Source organism: Microbacterium bovistercoris (assembly GCF_003387575.1).
Lineage (GTDB): Bacteria > Actinomycetota > Actinomycetes > Actinomycetales > Microbacteriaceae > Microbacterium > Microbacterium bovistercoris.
The window spans coordinates 1-17,964 of the sequence record NZ_QUAB01000030.1 but is presented as its reverse complement, the minus strand read 5'-3'; the positions used below and the strand labels follow the sequence as shown (position 1 = coordinate 17,964).

Annotated in this window: 12 protein-coding genes; 9 read left to right on the top strand and 3 right to left on the bottom strand. The window is 70.5% G+C overall.

Annotation, left to right across the window (positions count from 1 at the left end):
• Positions 1-34: 34 nt before the first annotated feature.
• Positions 35-3,217: an NPCBM/NEW2 domain-containing protein gene (locus DY023_RS05020; RefSeq protein ID WP_147303266.1), complete on the bottom strand. Its 3,183-nt coding sequence runs from the start codon at positions 3,215-3,217 to the stop codon at positions 35-37.
• Between the two features lie 229 nt (positions 3,218-3,446).
• Between DY023_RS05020 and DY023_RS05015 the strand changes: the two genes are divergently transcribed.
• From DY023_RS05015 to DY023_RS04990, 6 genes are all read left to right on the top strand, one after another.
• Positions 3,447-4,598, top strand: a complete 1,152-nt coding sequence (locus tag DY023_RS05015; RefSeq protein WP_116241247.1) for a Gfo/Idh/MocA family protein — start codon at positions 3,447-3,449, stop codon at positions 4,596-4,598.
• Positions 4,598-5,788: a dihydrodipicolinate synthase family protein gene (locus DY023_RS05010; protein WP_116241246.1), complete on the top strand. Its 1,191-nt coding sequence runs from the start codon at positions 4,598-4,600 to the stop codon at positions 5,786-5,788. Before DY023_RS05015 ends, DY023_RS05010 begins: the two co-directional genes overlap by 1 nt.
• Before the next feature lie 103 nt (positions 5,789-5,891).
• Positions 5,892-6,755, top strand: coding sequence for a sugar phosphate isomerase/epimerase family protein (locus DY023_RS05005; protein WP_116241245.1), 864 nt, complete (start codon positions 5,892-5,894; stop codon positions 6,753-6,755).
• A 239-nt stretch (positions 6,756-6,994) separates the two neighbouring features.
• Complete coding sequence (locus DY023_RS05000; RefSeq protein WP_245958598.1) at positions 6,995-7,750, top strand: sugar phosphate isomerase/epimerase family protein; 756 nt, start codon at positions 6,995-6,997, stop codon at positions 7,748-7,750.
• A gap of 210 nt (positions 7,751-7,960) precedes the next feature.
• Positions 7,961-8,989 carry a LacI family DNA-binding transcriptional regulator gene (locus DY023_RS04995; protein ID WP_116241244.1) on the top strand — a complete coding sequence of 343 codons (1,029 nt, stop codon included), beginning with the start codon at positions 7,961-7,963 and terminating at the stop codon, positions 8,987-8,989.
• Entirely contained in the window at positions 8,989-10,086 is a 1,098-nt protein-coding gene (locus DY023_RS04990) for a glycerate kinase (RefSeq protein ID WP_116241243.1), read from the top strand. Before DY023_RS04995 ends, DY023_RS04990 begins: the two co-directional genes overlap by 1 nt.
• 241 nt (positions 10,087-10,327) lie before the next feature.
• Here the strand turns inward: DY023_RS04990 and pgm are convergent, their stop codons facing one another.
• Positions 10,328-11,971 (bottom strand): phosphoglucomutase (alpha-D-glucose-1,6-bisphosphate-dependent), encoded by a 1,644-nt coding sequence (pgm, locus tag DY023_RS04985; RefSeq protein ID WP_116241242.1) that lies wholly within the window; start codon positions 11,969-11,971, stop codon positions 10,328-10,330.
• Between the two features lie 85 nt (positions 11,972-12,056).
• On the opposite strand from pgm, the gene pheA reads away from it, so the two are divergent.
• Entirely contained in the window at positions 12,057-12,998 is a 942-nt protein-coding gene (gene pheA / locus DY023_RS04980; RefSeq protein ID WP_116241241.1) for a prephenate dehydratase, read from the top strand.
• Between the two features lie 302 nt (positions 12,999-13,300).
• Here pheA and DY023_RS17935 read toward each other — a convergent pair whose 3' ends face one another.
• A complete protein-coding gene (locus tag DY023_RS17935; RefSeq protein WP_181905728.1) occupies positions 13,301-14,536 on the bottom strand; it encodes a PucR family transcriptional regulator in 1,236 nt (411 codons plus the stop codon).
• Between the two features lie 135 nt (positions 14,537-14,671).
• Here DY023_RS17935 and DY023_RS17930 point away from each other — a divergent pair, with 135 nt between their 5' ends.
• Together DY023_RS17930 and DY023_RS04965 are read left to right on the top strand one after the other, a co-directional pair.
• A complete protein-coding gene (locus DY023_RS17930; RefSeq protein ID WP_181905727.1) occupies positions 14,672-16,000 on the top strand; it encodes an MFS transporter in 1,329 nt (442 codons plus the stop codon).
• Position 16,001: 1 nt separating this feature from the next.
• Positions 16,002-17,903 carry an alkyl/aryl-sulfatase gene (locus DY023_RS04965; RefSeq protein ID WP_220347239.1) on the top strand — a complete coding sequence of 634 codons (1,902 nt, stop codon included), beginning with the start codon at positions 16,002-16,004 and terminating at the stop codon, positions 17,901-17,903.
• The last annotated feature ends 61 nt before the right edge of the window (positions 17,904-17,964 follow it).

Below are 17,964 nucleotides of genomic sequence, written 5' to 3'. Positions count from 1 at the left end.
CGGCCCGCACGCGGGCCGCCCCCGTCCTTCCGCGTCAGCGGCAGCCGATGCCCGAGTAGGGGACCGCCGTCGTCGTGCGCGCCCCCGAGGTGGTCGAGGCGACCACCGTCGCCTCGCCGTCGGTGAGCGCGCCGCTGAACTTGAACGACGCACGCGTGTCCTTGCCCGGGTTGAGCTTCACCTTCAGGTCGTCGCCGAGTTCGGTGTCCACGGCGACCGAGATCGGTTCGTCGTCATCGTTCGTGACGGTGATGTGCACCCAGGCGTTCGGGCCGCGGCACTCTGTGAGCACTCCGGCCGTGGTCGGCACGGCGCTTCCGGTGAGCTGCACGGCGAACAGGCTCAGGCCGTCACCGGTGACCGGGCTGCCCTCCGGCAGCGTCACGCTCGCCACCGGCTTGCCCGAGAGCGGGATGCGCTGCGCGAAGACCGACGCCGGTGCCTGCACGGTGGAGATCGTTCCGCCGATGTAGGGCTTGGTGCGCTGCAGGTGCGATGTGCTGCTCGCGAGAAGCGCGGTGTCTGCGGCATCCGTTCCGGCGTCGCTCCACAGCGGGAGCGCGATACGGATCTGCTCGCTGGTGCCGTCCTGGTAGTGCACGGTCGCGGCGCCCTCGGTCGCGGTTCCGGCCGAGAAGCCGGCCACCACGAGGGCGTCGCCCTCGCCGTTCAGGGCGACCTGCTGTCCGGCGGCCTTCACCGCGTCCGGCGTGCCGATCGCGGTGGGGTGCCAGTCGATCTCCGCGCCGAACGCGGTCGCCTTCCCGCTCACGGCGAGTCCGGCGTCGGCGAGCGCCTCGGCGGAGAACACCCGCAGATCCGCGGTGACCGCACCGTTGCGCGGATTCGCCTTCGAGGCGACGGCGGTCTGGTTGACCAGCTCGCCGAACGGCAGCGGCGTCACCTCGACGCCCTCACCCTGGTACGCGCCGATGTTGGGCGTGGCGGGGATCGGGTTGCCGAAGAAGTCGCGCTCACCGGCATCCGCGATCGGCGTGCCGGCGCCCAGCAGCGGCGAGCCGACGGCCAGGCGGTAGCCCGGCAGGGCGCGCGTCTGCTGACCGCTTCCCGCGGCGATGAGCCGCGGGTCGCCCACGATCGGACCGGTCTCGGTAGCGGCGGGCTGGATGCCGCCGAAGTACGCGTTGTTCGAGTACTTCGCGTTGGTGGTGCGGAGGGTGCCGCCCTGCGCGATGATGATGTTGTTCTTCACCTCGCGCGGCGCGTTCATGTCGTCCTCGAACGGCCTGTTCAGGCACGAGAAGGTGTTGTTGTAGATCAGGTGAAGCCCGGGGCCGCCGCTGGAGCCCGCGAGCCGGCAGTCGTCCTGCGAGACGTTGTAGCGCAGGATCGTGTTCGTCGTGGTCGACGCGGTGCCGCAGCCCGAGATGCAGTCCAGGTAGAACCCGCCGGCGTTGCCGTAGGAGTAGTTGTACTGGAACGTGCAGGTGCCCTTGATCTTCATGTCGCAGTCCCACGCCGTGGAGTCGTAGGTCGAGCCCACGCTGTTGCCCACGACGTTGTACTGGAACAGGGGGTCCTGCGAGTTGTACGGCCACATGCCGGCGAAGTTGCCCTTCAGGAACGGGTACGCGCCGTGACCGAGGTCGATGGCGGAGTTGTACTCGATGACCGGCTTGTCGGAGTTGTGGATCACGATGCCGTCGCCGCCGACCGCGCGGATGTCGTTGCGTGCGACGTAGACGTCCTCGTTGTAGTGCCGGGTGGTGTCGGGCGCCGAGAGCTTGATGCCGCCCGCGGCGGTGTCGTTGACGACGTTGTCGGTGACGGTGATGCCGTCGAACCAGCCGATGCCGTCGCCGAGCACCGAGATGCCGGCCGAGCGGGAGAACGCGTTGCCGAGGGTGGTCTTGTCGGACCATCCGGCGACCTTCTCGACATGGTTGCGCGTGAGCACGGCGCCGCTGCGCTTGGTGCCGTCGTTGATCTCGTACAGGATGCCGACGCGGCGCTGATCCGGCGTGCCCGGGTTGATCACGTGCATGCCGTCGACCGTCCAGTTGCTGACGTTCAGCAGGTGGATGCCGGCGAGGGCGCCGTCTCCGTTGATCGTCGCCTCGGCGTCACCGTCGCCGTACGGCGAGACGGTGATCGGAGAGGTGGCGAGACCTGATCCGGTCGGGGCGAAGGTGCCGACACACTCCGCGCCGCGCTTGAAGCGCACGGACTGGCCCGGCTGGAACGGCTGCACCTCGGCGAGCTGTGCGAGCGAGGTGAACGGCGACTCCGCGGTGCCCGTTCCGGTGCCCTCTGCGGAGCAGTCCACGAAGTACACCGTGTCCGAGACCTCGACGACGTGCGCAACGATGCTGCCCTCGGCGATCGCGCCGAACAGTGATTCGGCGCGGGCGGTGATCGGGTGCTCGCCCGCTTCGGTGCCGGCCGGCACGACGAAGGATGCCGTCGCGCGGCCGGCGTCGTCGGAGTTGACGACGACCTCGGCACCGGCGAAGCCGACGGAGACCGGGACGCGCGGGGCGGCGCCGTCGATCGTCACCGCCACAGGTGCACCAGGAGCCAGCAGCGACAGGTCGACGTCGTCGGGCGTGATCGTCAGCGGCTGGGCCACGTAGGCGTCGGTGCAGTTGATGCGCAGGTCGGCCCAGTCCGCGTGGTCGTTCCCGTTGCCCTCGGGGCCGGGCTCGACGATGAGCTCGATCGTGTCGGCGCCCTTCAGATCGAGGTTGAGTCGCGCCGCGGGGTCAGTGCCCTTGCGCTCCATGCGGTACTCCTCGGCACCGTCCACCTTCACGACGAAGTCGACGCGGCCCTTGCCGGACTGGCTGTCGTCGATGCCGAGGTACCCGAGCAGCTGGGTGCACTGCTGGTCGACGTCGTACACGATGCGGGCCGGGGCGTGCGTGCCGAGGCCCTTCGGGTACTGCACGCCGCGGATCGACTGGATGGTCCGGCTGGTGTCGGGCACGCCGCGGGCGCCGTTGTTGTAGTCGCGTTCGACGGGTCCCCAGCCGTTCTCGGCGGAGACCCAGTCGAGATCGCTGGCGTAGTGCACGGCGCCGGCGAGGCCGTCGGCGGCGACGGCAGCGGTCGCGGTGGCGCCGGAGAGGCAGAGCGCTCCGACTGCTGCCGCGGCGAGCAGCCGCAAGGGTTTCCTGGGCACGGATTCCTCCTCGAATCTCACCGCTGTCGGGATGACGGCGGATGCCGCCATCGTGACAGGGTCTGTGCGACTCACGGGGAGAGGTGAACAGAAGTGAACACGACTGCGCGCCACTCAGCTGCTCCGGTCTCACTCATTGCGGGTTTTTCGCTCCGCGACCCGCAACGAGTGAGACCGGAGCCGGGGGAAGGTTCCGGCGCCCGAGGCTTGCGCTCGCCGACAGAACCTGCTTTCATATGGGAAAGCGCTTACCCAATCATTCCGGCGAAGCGCACGAAACTTCCACTGAAGACAGGACAGACACATGGCGACTCGCGAGATCGGCATCATCATGAACGGCGTCTCCGGACGCATGGGCTACCGGCAGCACCTGGTGCGCTCGATCCTCGCGATCCGCGACCAGGGCGGCATCGAGCTCTCGGACGGCACCCGGGTGACCGTCAAGCCGATCCTCGTCGGCCGCAGCGAGGCGAAGCTCGCCGAACTCGCCGCCAAGCACGGCATCGAGGACTACACCACCGACCTCGACGCGGCCCTCGCCGACCCGAAGTGGGAGATCTACGCCGACTTCCTCGTCACCAAGGCCCGCGCCACCGCCATCCGCAAGGCGATCGCCGCCGGCAAGGCGATCTACACCGAGAAGCCCACCGCCGAGTCGCTCGACGAGGCCGTCGAGCTGGCGCGCCTGGCCGACGCTGCGGGCGTGAAGACCGGTGTCGTGCACGACAAGCTCTACCTGCCCGGCCTGCAGAAGCTGAAGCGCCTGATCGACTCCGGCTTCTTCGGCCGCATCCTCTCCGTGCGCGGCGAGTTCGGCTACTGGGTCTTCGAGGGCGACTGGCAGCCCGCGCAGCGCCCGAGCTGGAACTACCGCACCGAGGACGGCGGCGGCATCATCACCGACATGTTCCCGCACTGGAACTACGTGCTGGAGAACCTGTTCGGCGAGGTCAAGAGCGTGTACGCGCAGGCGGCTGTCCACATCGCCGACCGCTGGGACGAGAACGGCGAGCACTACACCGCCACCGCCGAGGACGCCGCGTACGGCATCTTCGAGCTCGAGGGCGGTGTCATCGCCGAGATCAACTCCTCCTGGACCGTGCGCGTGAACCGCGACGAGCTGGTCGAGTTCCAGGTCGACGGCACGCACGGATCGGCCGTGGTCGGGCTGTTCGGCGCGAAGATCCAGCCGCGCAACGCCACCCCGAAGCCGGTCTGGAACCCCGACCTCGAGGACACCCACGACTACGACGCCGACTGGCAGAACGTGCCCACCAACGACGTGTTCCTGAACGGCTTCCGCCAGCAGTGGGAGGAGTACCTGGAGTCCTACGTGCTGGGCACCGACTACCCGTTCGACCTCATGGCCGGCGCCCGCGGCGTGCAGTTCGCCGAAGCCGGCCTGGCGTCCAGCGCCGAGGGCCGCAAGGTCGCGATCGAGAAGCTGTCGCTCTGATGACGACGCTCCGCCTGCTCTCGGCAACCGGCGAACTGTCGGATGCCGCGCTGAACGACTCCGGCGGGTATCAGCGCCCGACCGCACCGCTGCAGTCGCGGGTCGCCTATGCGGCGGCCCACGTCGTGCCGAAGGTGCACGCCGACAACACCCCCGGCCAGCCGGCCGACATCGACTGGGATGCGACGCTCGCGTTCCGTCGCAACGTGTACTCCTGGGGGCTCGGCGTCGCCGACGCCATGGACACCGCGCAGCGGAACATGGGCCTGGATGCGGCGGCCACGCGTGAGCTCATCGCGCGCAGCGCCGAGGTCGCCCTCGAGGAGGGCGGCTCGGTCGTCGTCGGCGTCAACACCGACCACGTCGACGAGACGCACATCTCGCTCGACCAGGTGATCGACGCCTACATCTCGCAGCTGGAGTTCACCGAGGAGCAGGGCGCCGGCCCGGTGCTGATGGCTTCCCGCCATCTCGCACGGGTCGCGCAGAGCGCCGACGACTACCGCCGGGTCTACCGCGCGGTGCTGTCGCGGGCCACGACCCCTGTCGTGCTGCACTGGCTCGGCACCGCGTTCGACCCCGAGCTGGAGGGCTACTTCGGAGCATCCGACTGGCAGACGGCCTCGAGCGTGCTCCTCGACATCATCGCCGAGAACCCGGGCAAGGTCGCGGGCGTGAAGATGAGCCTGCTGAACGCGGAGTCGGAGATCTCGGTGCGTGAGCGACTCCCCGAGGGTGTGCGCATGTTCACCGGCGACGACTTCAACTACGTGGGCTTGATCGGCTCCCGGGCGCTGAGCGAGGAGCGCAGCGACGAGACGAAGCGGGATCACTCCGACGCGCTGCTCGGCGCGTTCGCCGCGATCACGCCGGTCGCATCGGCCGCCATCCAGGCGCTGGATGCCGGGGATCACTCCGAGTACCGACGCATCCTCGGCCCCACCGAAGAGCTCAGCCGGCAGGTGTTCGCCGCGCCGACGTTCTACTACAAGACCGGTGTCGCGTTCCTGGCCTGGCTGAACGGCCACCAGCCCGCGTTCCAGATGGTCGGCGGCCTGCACTCCGCGCGCAGCCTGCCGCACCTGTCGCGGATCGTGGAGCTGGCCAACGCCTCGCTCGCGCTGGAGAACCCCGAGTTGGCGCGCGAGCGCTGGCACGGCATGCTCGCTCTCAACGGGGTTCTCTCGTGAGGGCTCGCCGGCGGATGGCGGAGCGATCTGCGTTCGGCGGGCGACGCGCCGCCGCAGCATCCGCCATCTGCAGATCCGTCCGCCAGGTGAAGGGGGATTCCGAATGACTGTCGACCCGCGTCTCTCCATCAACCAGGCCACGATCAAGTACGCCGATCTCGCCACCGCGCTGAAGGTCACGGCGGATGCCGGAGTGCAGTCCATCGGGCTCTGGCGCGAGCCGGTGAACGAGGTCGGCCTCGACACCGCCGCGAAGATGCTCGCCGACTCGGGGCTGCGGTTCTCGACGCACTGCCGTGGCGGGTTCTTCACACTCCCCGAGGGGCCCGAGCGCCGGGCATCCCTCGACGACAACCGCCGGGCGATCGACGAGACCGCGGCGCTGGCCGCGGCCGGCGCCGCGGGATCGACCGCGGTGCTCGTGCTGGTCGCCGGCGGGCTGCCGGAGGGATCGCGTGACCTCATCGGCGCGCGCTCCCGCGTGCACGATGCCCTCACGGAGCTCGCGCCGTACGCGCAGGATGCCGGGGTGACGCTGGCGATCGAGCCGCTGCATCCGATGTTCGGCTCCGACCGCTGCGTCGTCTCGACGCTCGGCCAGGCGCTGGATCTGGCCGCCGACTTCGATCCGTCGGTCGTGGGCGCAGCCGTGGACACCTTCCACATCTGGTGGGATCCGCAGGTCTACGAGCAGATCGCCCGCGCCGGCCGTGAGGGCCGCATCTCGACGTATCAGGTGTGCGACTGGAAGACGCCGCTGCCCGCCGACGTGCTGCTGTCGCGGCACTACATGGGCGACGGCGTGATCGACTTCGCCTCGCTCACGCGCGCGGTGGTCGAGACCGGCTATGACCGCGACATCGAGGTCGAGATCTTCAACGCCGACATCTGGGCGGATGCCCCGGAGTCGGTCGTCGCCCGTACGGCGGAGGCCTTTGCGGCGACGGTCTCCCCGCACCTGCCCTGACCCGGCGGCGAGGCCTCCGAACACCCGCAACCGTTGGGACCGGAGCATTCCGGGGGCGGACCTACCCCTTGCTCCGGTCTCACTCGATGTGGGTGTGGCTGGTGAGTACCCGCAACCGTTGGGACCGGAGCATTCCGGGGGTCGACCCCTTCCAGTTCCGGTCTCGATGGATGTGGGTGCGGTCGCGGAACACCCGCAACCGTTGGGACCGGAACAGCGATGGAGACGAGGATAGAAGGATGATCATGCGACCTGGACTCTGCTCCGTGACCTTCCGGCAGTTGACGGCCGAGCAGGTCGTCGAGGCGACCGCCGCCGCGGGCCTCGAGGTGATCGAGTGGGGCGGTGACGTGCACGTGCCGCCCGGCGACACCGCTCGCGCCGCCGAGGTCGCGCGGGCGACGACGGATGCCGGACTCGCGGTCTGCTCATACGGCTCGTACTTCCGACCCGGCGTGCAGGACGACCTCGAGCCCGTGCTCGACAGCGCCGCGGCGCTCGGTGCCGATCGGGTGCGCATCTGGGCGGGCGGGGTCGGCTCGGCAGACGCCTCGGACGAGCACTGGGCGACCATGATCGCCCGCCTGAAGGTTGCCGCGGAACAGGCGGCCGCCCGCGGGATCATGCTCGCTCTGGAGTACCACTCCCGCACCCTCACCGACACCGCCGCCACGACGCGGCGCCTGCTCAACGAGGTGCCTGCCCTGTCGACCTACTGGCAGCCCAACGTCGCGGCGTCCGACGAATCCGCGCTCGCAGACTACGCGGCCCTGCAGGATCGTGTCAGCGCCGCGCACGTCTTCTCGTGGTGGCCTCAGGCCGAACGGCTGCGTCTGCACGAGCGCGAGAGCCTGTGGCGGGGCTTCTTCTCGGCGGCATCCCGTGCGGCGGTGCCGCCGCGCGACGCGCTGCTGGAGTTCGTGCTCGACGACGACCCCGGCATCCTCGCCGCCGAGGCCGCGACGCTGCGCGGCTGGATCATGGACGCGGCGTGAACACGTCTGCCGGTCTCCTCCGGTGCCCGGGTCGCAGTTCGTCCCGCTTCGGCACGTCCGGCATCGTCCCGGGCGCCGTTCGTCCCGCCTCGCGGCGGCGACCGTTCCGGGACGAAGTGCGCCCCGAACCGATCGGCGGCCGGCGGCCGGGCTGGAGAACGGCCGGAGATGCCGCCCGGAAACCGGGAAGACGATCGATAGGCTCGGCTCATGACCACAGCTGAAGGCCGGCGCGCCGCGCGCTCCTCGACCCCCACGCTGCACGACGTCGCACGGGCCGCGGGGGTCTCGCTGGCCACGGCGTCGCGCGTGCTGAACGGCTCGGAGCGCAAGGTGGCCGACTCGTTCCGCGAGCGCGTCGAGCAGGCAGCGGACGAGCTCGGGTACACGGCCAACATCTCAGCCCAGTCGATCGCCCGCGGCACCTCGCCGGTGATCGCACTGCTCGTCGCCGACATCGCCGACCCGTTTTTCGGCCTGATCGCGTCCGGCGTCGCGCGCGGTGCGGACGAACGCGGCCTGGTCGTCACGATCGCGATCACCGAGCGGGATCCCGAGCGGGAGAACCGCATCCTCCGCGCACTGCGCGGGCAGCGTCCGCAGGGCGTCATCCTCGCCGCATCCCGCAGCGAGGACGGTGGGCAGGAGAGCCCCGACGAACTGGCCGCGTTCTCCTCCCTCGGCGCACGCACGGTGACCTTCGGCCCCGGCGGAGACCGTGGTGTTCAGATCGACAACCATGGCGGCGCGGAGCGGCTGGGCCGCGAGATGGCGGCGCGCGGCTACCGTACAGCGATCGTGCTCGGAGCATCGGAGGGCGTGCGCACCTCCGATGACCGTCTCGCCGGCTTCTCCGCGGGCTTCGAATCTGGCGGGGGCGACGTGGTGCGCACCTACCGCGGCGGGTTCGCGCGCGAGGACGGTGCGGAGAGCATGACCGTGGCGCTCGCAGACGGTGTCGAGCCCGGCACTCTGGTCTTCGCGCTCAGCGACGTCGTCGCGGTCGGCGCGATGACCGCCATCCGCGACGCGGGCCGCACGGTGGGCTCGGACATCGCGGTGTGCGGCTTCGACGACGTGCCGGTCAGCCGCGACGTCACCCCGCAGCTCACGACGGTCCGCGTGCCCCTGAGCGAACTCGGCTATCAGGCGTTCCGTGCCACGGTGGATGCCGAGTGGGAGCAGCCCGAGGCCGACCTCGAGGTCGTCGTGCGCGGCAGCACGCCCGGGATCGACTGATGCGCGTCGTCCTGGCGCCGGACAGCTTCAAGGGCACGATCACGGCTGCAGATGCGGCATCCGCTCTCGCCGAGGGCTGGGGCGGCGGCGCGGAGTTCCTGATGCGCCCGATGGCGGACGGGGGAGAGGGCACGGTCGCCGCGTTCGCGGCGGCGGTGCCCGGAGCCGTGCGGATGCCTGTCACGGTCGACGGCCCGGCCGGCACGCCGGTCGACACCGCATGGCTGCTGCTGCCGGCGACGGAGGATGCTCCGCGCGGAACCGCCGTGATCGATCTCGCCTCCACCTCGGGCATCGAGCTGCTCGGCGAACTGCGGCCCTTCGACGCCGACTCGACCGGCTTCGGCCAGGCGATCGCCGCCGCCATGGACCACGGGGTGTCCCGGCTGGTGCTCGGCATCGGCTCGAGCGCGTCGACCGACGGCGGCACCGGGGTGCTGCGCGCGCTCGGCGCGCGGTTCACCGATGCGGCGGGCAGCGAGGTCGCGCCCGGCGCGCGCGGCCTGCCGGCGATCGCGCGGGTCGACCTCAGCGGGCTGCGCCCGGCGCCGGAGACACTCGTCCTCACCGATGTCACGAATCCGCTCACCGGACCGCGCGGAGCGGCTGAGGTGTTCGGCCCGCAGAAGGGGCTCACCGATGGCGAGGATCGCGCGCGGACGGATGCCGCCCTCGCGGCGCTCGCTGCCCTCTTGAGGCTGGATCCGGCGACGCCGGGAGCCGGAGCCGCGGGCGGCGTCGGCGGGGCGCTGGTCGCCTGGGGCGCGCGACTGCTGCCAGGGGCTTCCGAGGTCGCCCGCCTGATCGGCCTGGCCGAGGCCATCGCCTCCGCCGACCTCGTGATCACCGGCGAGGGCTCCTACGACGGGCAGTCCGGCGACGGCAAGGTGCCGTCGTTCGTCGCCGGTCTCGCGGAGGATGCCGGGGTGCCGGCCGCCGTGGTCGCCGGGCGGATCACCGCGGATGCCGACACGTCGCTCTTCGCGGCATCCGTGTCGCTGACGGAGCTCTCGGGCTCGTCCGAGGCCGCTCTCGCGGATCCGGCCCGCTGGCTGCGCGAGGCCGGTGCGCGATTGGCCACGGAAACCGGCTCCTGAGCGAGCGGAGCGAGACGAAGGACGCGTTGGCCACGGAAACCGGCTCCTGAGCGAGCGGAGCGAGACGAAGGACGCGTTGGCCACGCCCTTCGTCTCGTCGCTGGCGCTCCTCGCTCAGGGTCCGGTAGCGGGGTGCGCTCCTCGCTCCTCGCTCCTCGCTCAGGGCCCGGGGCGGGGTGAGCTCTGGCGCTCCTGGCTCCGGGCCCGGAGCGGGTGAGTTCTGGCGCTCCTCGCTCTGGGCTCAGCCCCCGAGCGCCGCGCTCACGACGGCCCGCGCCTCCTCCTGCACCTGTGCCAGGTGCTCGGGGCCGCGCAGGCTCTCGGCGTACAGCTTGTAGACGTCCTCGGTGCCCGACGGGCGCGCGGCGAACCAGGCGTGCTCGGTCTGCACCTTCAGCCCGCCGATCGCCGCACCGTTGCCAGGCGCGTGCGACAGCTTCGCCGTGATCGGCTCACCGGCGAGCTCCGACGCCGAGACCGCTTCGGGTGCGAGCTTCGACAGCGTCGCCTTCTGCTCCGGAGTCGCCGGCGCGTCGACGCGCTGGTAGGCGGATGCCCCGAAGGCGTCCTCGAGCTCCACGTAGCGCTCCGACGGGCTCTTGCCGGTCACCGCGATGATCTCTGCGGCGAGCAGGCAGAGCAGGATGCCGTCCTTGTCCGTCGACCACACCGAGCCGTCGCGGCGCAGGAATGACGCACCGGCGGACTCCTCGCCGCCGAACGCGACGGTGCCGTCGAGCAGCCCCGGCACGAACCACTTGAAGCCCACCGGCACCTCGAGCAGCCGACGGCCGAGCGACTCGGCGACGCGGTCGATGATCATCGACGAGACGAGGGTCTTGCCGATCGCGGCATCCCTCGGCCACTGCTCGCGGTGCGAGAACAGGTAGTCGATCGCGACGGCGAGGTAGTGGTTGGGGTTCATCAGCCCGGCATCCGGGGTGACGATGCCGTGCCGGTCGGCGTCGGCGTCGTTGCCGGTCAGCACGTCGTAGTCACCCTTCTTGGCGACCAGCGACGCCATCGCGCTCGGCGACGACGGGTCCATGCGGATCTTCTCGTCCCAGTCCAGCGTCATGAAGCGCCAGGTCGGGTCGACCTCGGGGTTGACGACGGTGAGGTCCAGCCCGTGCATCTCCGCGATGAGCGCCCAGTACTCGACCGACGCCCCGCCGAGCGGGTCTGCGCCGATGCGGACGCCCGCGCGCCTGATCGCCTCGACGTCGATGATCGAGGGCAGGTCGCGCACGTAGGCGTCGCGGAAGTCGTAGGTGCCGATGGTGGAGTCGTCGATGTCGGCGTGCCTGATGCGCTTCACGTCGACCAGGCCGCCGGCGATGAGCTCGTTGGCGCGGTCGGCGATCCAGCCCGTGGCATCCGTGTCGGCCGGCCCGCCGTTCGGCGGGTTGTACTTGAAGCCGCCGTCTCGCGGCGGGTTGTGCGACGGGGTCACGACGATGCCGTCGGCGCGGCCGGCGTCGGATGCTGCGCGGCCGCGGTTGTAGGTGAGGATGGCGTGGCTGAGGGCCGGCGTGGGAACCCACGACTCCCTGGAGTCGACGCGCACGTCCACGCCGTTGCCGATCAGCACCTCGATCGCCGTGCGCTCGGCCGGCAGCGAGAGGGCATGCGTGTCGCGGCCGAGGAACAGCGGGCCGCTGATGCCCTGCCCGGTCCGGTAGTCGACGATCGCCTGCGTGGTCGCGAGGATGTGGTCCTCGTTGAAGCTCGACGTCAGGGCCGAGCCGCGATGGCCGCTGGTGCCGAACACTACGCGCTCGGCGGAGGCATTCGGATCGGGATGGCGGTCGTAATAGGCGGCGATCAGTTCGTCGACGTCGATCAGGTCGCTTTCCTCCGCGGGGAGGCCGGCACGGCTGCTCATGTGCATAGTCTGCCCCGCACCGCCCCGTTGCGCACCTTCGGTGACGATCGATTCCCGATGACGCGCCCGGGACTAGGCTTGCCGGGTGACCGATCGCCGCACTTACAGCTACCTGGGCCCTGCTGGAACCTTCACCGAGGCGGCACTCGATCAGGTGCCGGAGGCACGCGGTCACCACTGGAAGCCCGTGCACAACGTGGGCGAGGCGCTCGGCGACGTGCTCTCCGGGGTGTCGCACGCCGCGATGATCGCGATCGAGAACTCGGTCGAGGGCGGCGTCTCGACGACGCTCGACGCGCTCGCCACCCAGCCGGGGCTGCGGATCGTCGGCGAATACCTCGTGAACGTGAACTTCGTGCTGGTCGCGGCGCCCGGCACGACGCTCGACGACGTGTCGGTGATCGCCGCGCACCCCGTCGCGTACGCGCAGTGCCACAGCTGGCTCGGCGCTCACCTTCCGAAGCACTCGCACGTGCCGGCGGCCAGCAACGTGGCATCCGCCATCGGCATCCTCGACGGCAGCCTGCCCGCGCAGGCGGCCATCGCCGCGCCGGGCATCGTGCAGCACCACGAGCTGGAGGTGCTGGCCGAGGACATCGGCGACAACGCCAACGCGCAGACCAGGTTCGTGCTCGTGACGCGGACGACGACCCCCGTGCCGCCGACCGGGGCGGACAAGACCTCCCTCATCGTGGAGCTTCCCGAGGACCACGCCGGTGCGCTGCTCGAGCTGCTCGAGCAGTTCTCCACCCGCGGGATCAACCTGTCGCTGCTGCAGTCCCGTCCGATCGGTGACGAACTCGGCCGGTACCGCTTCGTGCTCGACGCCGACGGCCACGTCTACGACGAGCGGATGGCGGACGCGCTGCTCGGCATCCGCCGGTTCAGCCCGCGCGTGGTGTTCCTGGGGTCGTATCCCCGTGCCGACCGCAAGATCGTGCAGTACCCCGAGCGCTACGCCGACGACGTGTTCGTCGAAGCGCGCGACTGGCTGCGCGGCCTGATCGGCGGCGAACCCGAGGCCTGACGGCGCCCGCGCCCGCTCTCTGTCGTGGGCGGCGGCGTTTTCGACCGCGTGGTCGGTTTCGCATGTGCAACCGGCGTTCGGCGCGCCGCGTGGTGAGTTTCGCATGTCCCGCGCGGCGGCGGGCAGCGTTTTCGACCGCGTGGTCGATTTCGCAGCTGCGGCGGAGTGCGGCGTGAGGATGCCCGTGGGTGGCGTTCGTCACCGCGTGGTCGATATTGCATCCCGCGAGGCGCTGTGGGCGGCGTTTTCGACCGCGCGGTCGGTTTCGCAGCTGCGGCGGATGCTTCCGTCGGACTGCGGGCTCAGGGGGCGAGCCGCTCCGCGCGGCGGGCGGCGAACGCCGCCGAGAGCGCCACGATCCCGCGAGTGGAGAGCGGATCGAAGCCGATCAGCGACGTGATCCGCGCGATGCGGTTCGCGATCGTGTTCGGATGCACGCGGAGCATCCGCGCAGTCCTGGCACGGTCGCCGTCGCACTGAAGCAGCGCTTCGGCGGTGAGCACCAGTTCCGGGGTTCGCGCCAGCGGCTCGAGCACGGCGGCGATGCGGTCGCGTGCGATTCCGGGAGCACCGAGCTGGTAATCCAGCGCGACGGTGGCGAGCTCGTGCGGACCCGGGCCGAGCCCGTTCGCCACCGCGATACGCCGCACCCGTGCCGCCTCCTCCGCCGCATCCTGGATGCCGCTGACCTGCGCCCTGGACACTGCAGACGCCTCCACAGGCCCGCCCGCCCGCGCGATCAGCTCTACGATTGCTCCGGCTGCTCCGGCTGCTCCGGCTGCTCCGGCGGCTCCGGCCGCACCGTCCGCACCGTCCGGCCGCGGCACCAGCGCGAACCCGGCATCCTCGTCGATCGCGACCAGCACGTCGCGTCTGCCCGCGCGGTCGAGGGCGGTCATGATGCGCAGCATCCGTCGTCGCCGTGCGACCACCAGCGCGGCCGCGTCGGCGGCCTGCGGGCGGGCGAATGTCAGCGAGACGACGTCGTATTCGGAGGCGATCACGAGATCGGCCTGTTGCGCCAGCCCTTCGGCATCCTGCCCGGCGAGCAGCGCCCGGGCGACGAGCTGCTCCGCCCCGCGCTCGTGCCGAGCGAGCACGTCGCGGCGCTCGAGATATGTCGCAGCGGCGGTCGAGACCAACTGGTCGACGGGACCCCACAGGTCGCGCAGCAGACCGATGAGGGCCTGCTCCTCGCCGGGTCGCGCCGCATCCATCAGAGCGGATGCCAGCACCGAGGCGCCCCGCAGCCAGTTGTGCATCACGAGCTCGAGCGGGAAATCCTCATCGGCGCGCACCCGCGAACGGGTGCGCACCCAGTCCAGCTCGGCCTGGGCGAGCGGGCGCCGCTCCCGCAGGGCGTCCGCGATATGAGTGAAGTAGTAGCGCCCGGCATCCGGAACTTCGAACCGCAGGATCTCCGCGGGCATGTCCGCGAGCGCCCGGTCCTCGGCGGCCAGCGACCGCACGGCCCCGCCAGTCGAGTCGGCGAACCGGTCGAGGATCGCCGTTCGCGCGTCGGATTGTGTCGAAGTCACAGTCGTCCCGTCCTGTGCTGTGGAAGATTCGGATTGCACGGCCTGAATGCTGGTTCAAGACTCGTATGCGTTGCGATGTTTCCACAACCCGAAGAAGCTCGCAGATCCCCCACGCAGGCAAAGGAGCCTCCCCAGATGACAACGAAGACGACGACCGAGCCGACGGTGGTGTCGGCCGCCCATCGGCGGCGCGCATGGACCGTCACGATCATGCTGTTCGTGCTGATGATGATCAACTTCGCCGACAAGGCCGTGCTCGGACTCGCCGCGACCGAGATCCGTCGCGAGATCCACCTGACCGACCAGCAGTACGGGCTCGTGTCGGGCGGATTCTTCCTCCTGTTCAGCATCACCGCCCTGCTCGGCGGCGTACTGGCCGACAAGTTCTCGACCAAGCGGATCCTGTTCTGGATGGCGATCGGCTGGAGCGTGTGCATCGCCCCGCTGCTCGGCATGGTCACCTTCGGCGTGCTGCTCGCAAGCCGGGTCGCGCTCGGCGCCGTCGAGGGTCCGACCTTCGGCATCGCGAACCACTCGATGCAGAAGTGGTTCAGCGACAAGGACCGGAACGGCCCGGCCGCGCTGCTCGAGATGGGCGCCACGGTCGGCGTCATCGTCGCCGCCCCCATCCTCACCGCCGTGATCGCGACCCAGGGGTGGCGCCCCGCGTTCGCAGGTCTCGCCGTGCTCGGCGTGATCTGGGCCGTGATCTGGCTGTTCGTCGGCAAGGAGGGCACGATCGGCACCACGAGCAGCCATGCCGGTGAGGCCGGCTACCAGGCGGAGGGCGCGAGCCGCCTGCAGGGCATGAAGGTGCCGTGGCGCCGCCTGCTGGTGTCGGGCACGTTCGTGGGCGCCGTGCTGGCGTCGTTCGCCGCGTACTGGAGCATGGCTGTGCTGCTGTCCTGGATCCCCGCCTACCTCGAGGAGGCCCTCGGCTACGAGAAGAAGCAGGTCGGCGTGCTGATCGTCGCGCCCTGGCTGCTCGCGGCCGTGGTCCTGGTCGTGCAGGGCGTCGTCGCCCGCCGGCTGATGGCGGCCGGACGCTCCAGCTGGATCGGACGCGGGCTGTTCGGCGGCGTCGGCCTGCTGGTCTCGGGCGTCACGACCTTCGTGTTCGCCTCGTTCACCAGCGGCGTCGCGCAGTTCGTCTTCCTCACGATCGCGATGAGCCTGAGCGGTATGATCTTCGCGATCTCGACGACCGTGTGCGGCGAGCTCGTCCCGCCGCAGCAGCGCGGCACCGTCCTCGGCCTGTACGTGGCGATCGCGAGTCTCGGGGCCGTGCTCGGTCCTATCGTCACCGGCCGGATCATCGGCAACGCCGCCGACCTGTCCTCCGGTTACGAGAGCGCCTTGACGGTGATGGGCGTCGTGCTGCTCATCGGCGGCGTGGTCGCGATCCTGATGATGCGCCCGGACCGGGATGCCGCGCGCCTGGCGCGCTTCGCGAAGGAGAGCTGACATGACGGACACGACGATGACCGCGCTCGCCGCGACGGCCACGACCGCGGCATCCCAGCAGATCGTGCGCGAGACGCTGCCTTTCGAAGACCGGCGCAACGTCGACGAGGCCGACCGCGGGTTCCTCGGCACGCTCCACCCGTGCCGGATCACGGATGCCGAAGGCCGCGTGGTCTGGGAGATGGAGTCCTTCGGGTTCCTCGAAGGAGAGGCGCCAGACACGGTCAATCCCAGCCTGTGGCGCAACGCGCGGCTGAGCGCGAGGCACGGGCTGTTCGAGGTGGTGGACGGCGTGTACCAGGTGCGCGGATTCGACCTCTCGAACATGTCGATCGTCGTCGGCGACACCGGCTACGTGGTGATCGACCCGCTGATGTCCGCCGAGACCGCGGCGGCCGGCATGGCGCTCGTGCGGGAGCACCTGGGCGACCGCCCGGTGACCGGTGTCGTCTACACGCACAGCCACGTCGATCACTTCGGCGGTGTCAAGGGAGTCGTCTCGGCGGAGGATGTCGCGGATCGCGGCATCCCGATCGTGGCGCCGGCGGACTTTCTCGGCCACGCGGTGAGCGAGAACGTGTTCGCGGGCAACGCGATGTCGCGGCGCGCCGCGTTCATGTACGGCGCTCAGCTCGACCGTGACCCGCGCGGGCTCGTGACCACGGGGCTGGGCCCGGCGATCTCGGCGGGGTCGCTCACGCTGATCCCGCCGACGCACTCCGTGACGCACACCGGTGAGACGCTCGAGATCGACGGCGTGGTGCTGGAGTTCCAGGTGACCCACGGTGCCGAGGCGCCCTCGGACATGAACGTGTTCCTGCCCGAGCACCGCGCGCTGTGCCTGGCGGACAACGTCGTGCACACCATGCACAACCTGTACACGCTGCGTGGTGCGCAGGTGCGCGACGCGATCGCCTGGAGCGAGTACCTGGGCGAGGTGATCGATCACTTCCTCGATCGCACTGACGTCGTCTTCGTCAGCCACCAGTGGCCGGCATGGGGCAGGGAGCGCTGCGTCGAGCTGCTCACGATGCAGCGCGACCTGTACCGCTACATCCACGACGAGACGCTGCGCCTGGCGAACTCGGGGCACACGATCGACGAGATCCCCGAGCTCATCGAACTGCCGCCGGCCCTCGGCGAGTTCTGGTCGAACCGCGGCTACTACGGCACCCTCCGGCACAACGCGAAGGCGGTGTACCAGAAGTACCTCGGCTACTTCGACGGCAACCCGGCGAACCTCGACCCGCACGATCCGGTGTCGGCGGCGGTGCGATACGTGGACTTCATGGGCGGCACGGACGCACTGCTGCAGAAGGCGCGAGCGTCGTTCGATGAGGGCGACTACCGCTGGGTCGCGGAGGTCGTCGGGCACGCCGTGTTCGCCGACCCGACATCGCGTGAGGCCCGTGAACTGCAGGCGGCGGCGTTCGAGCAGCTCGGCTACCAGGCGGAGTCGGCGGTGTGGCGCAACTTCTACCTGTGCGGCGCGCGCGAGCTGCGGCTGGGCACGCCTCCGCCCGGAACGCAGACGGTCACCCCCGACATCATCGGGGCGATGACTCTCGAGATGATGCTGAGCTACCTCGGCATCCGGCTGATCGGGCCGCGCGCTGCGCGGCATCCGATGGTGCTGAATGTGGAGATCGCCGGCACCGGCGAGCGGGCGGTGCTCGAGATCAGCAACGGATGCCTGGTGCCGACGATGGGCCGGTGGCGCGAGGATGCCGGCGCGTCGGTCGTCGTGCAGCACGGCGCCTTCGCGATGCTCGCGCTCGGCGCGGCGATGCCCGCGGATCTGCCGGACGGCGCGATCACGATCGACGGGGATGCCGGGCTGCTGGAGACCCTTCTCGGGCTGTGCGACCGCTTCGACCCGTCGTTCCCGATCGTCACGCCCTGAGGCGGGCGGCCGGGCCGGGGCCGGGGCGGCGGGGGGTGGCGTCCGGGCGCCGGGCGCCGGG

What these genes read in the sequence shown, in the direction of transcription:
- DY023_RS05015 (WP_116241247.1), top strand. Translation starts at nt 3,447, where the DNA reads ATGGCGACTCGCGAGATCGGCATCATCATGAACGGCGTCTCCGGACGC.
- DY023_RS05010 (WP_116241246.1), top strand. Translation starts at nt 4,598, where the DNA reads ATGACGACGCTCCGCCTGCTCTCGGCAACCGGCGAACTGTCGGATGCC.
- DY023_RS05005 (WP_116241245.1), top strand. Translation starts at nt 5,892, where the DNA reads ATGACTGTCGACCCGCGTCTCTCCATCAACCAGGCCACGATCAAGTAC.
- DY023_RS05000 (WP_245958598.1), top strand. Translation starts at nt 6,995, where the DNA reads ATGATCATGCGACCTGGACTCTGCTCCGTGACCTTCCGGCAGTTGACG.
- DY023_RS04995 (WP_116241244.1), top strand. Translation starts at nt 7,961, where the DNA reads ATGACCACAGCTGAAGGCCGGCGCGCCGCGCGCTCCTCGACCCCCACG.
- DY023_RS04990 (WP_116241243.1), top strand. Translation starts at nt 8,989, where the DNA reads ATGCGCGTCGTCCTGGCGCCGGACAGCTTCAAGGGCACGATCACGGCT.
- pgm (WP_116241242.1), bottom strand. Translation starts at nt 11,971, where the DNA reads ATGAGCAGCCGTGCCGGCCTCCCCGCGGAGGAAAGCGACCTGATCGAC.
- DY023_RS17930 (WP_181905727.1), top strand. Translation starts at nt 14,672, where the DNA reads ATGACAACGAAGACGACGACCGAGCCGACGGTGGTGTCGGCCGCCCAT.
- DY023_RS04965 (WP_220347239.1), top strand. Translation starts at nt 16,002, where the DNA reads ATGACGGACACGACGATGACCGCGCTCGCCGCGACGGCCACGACCGCG.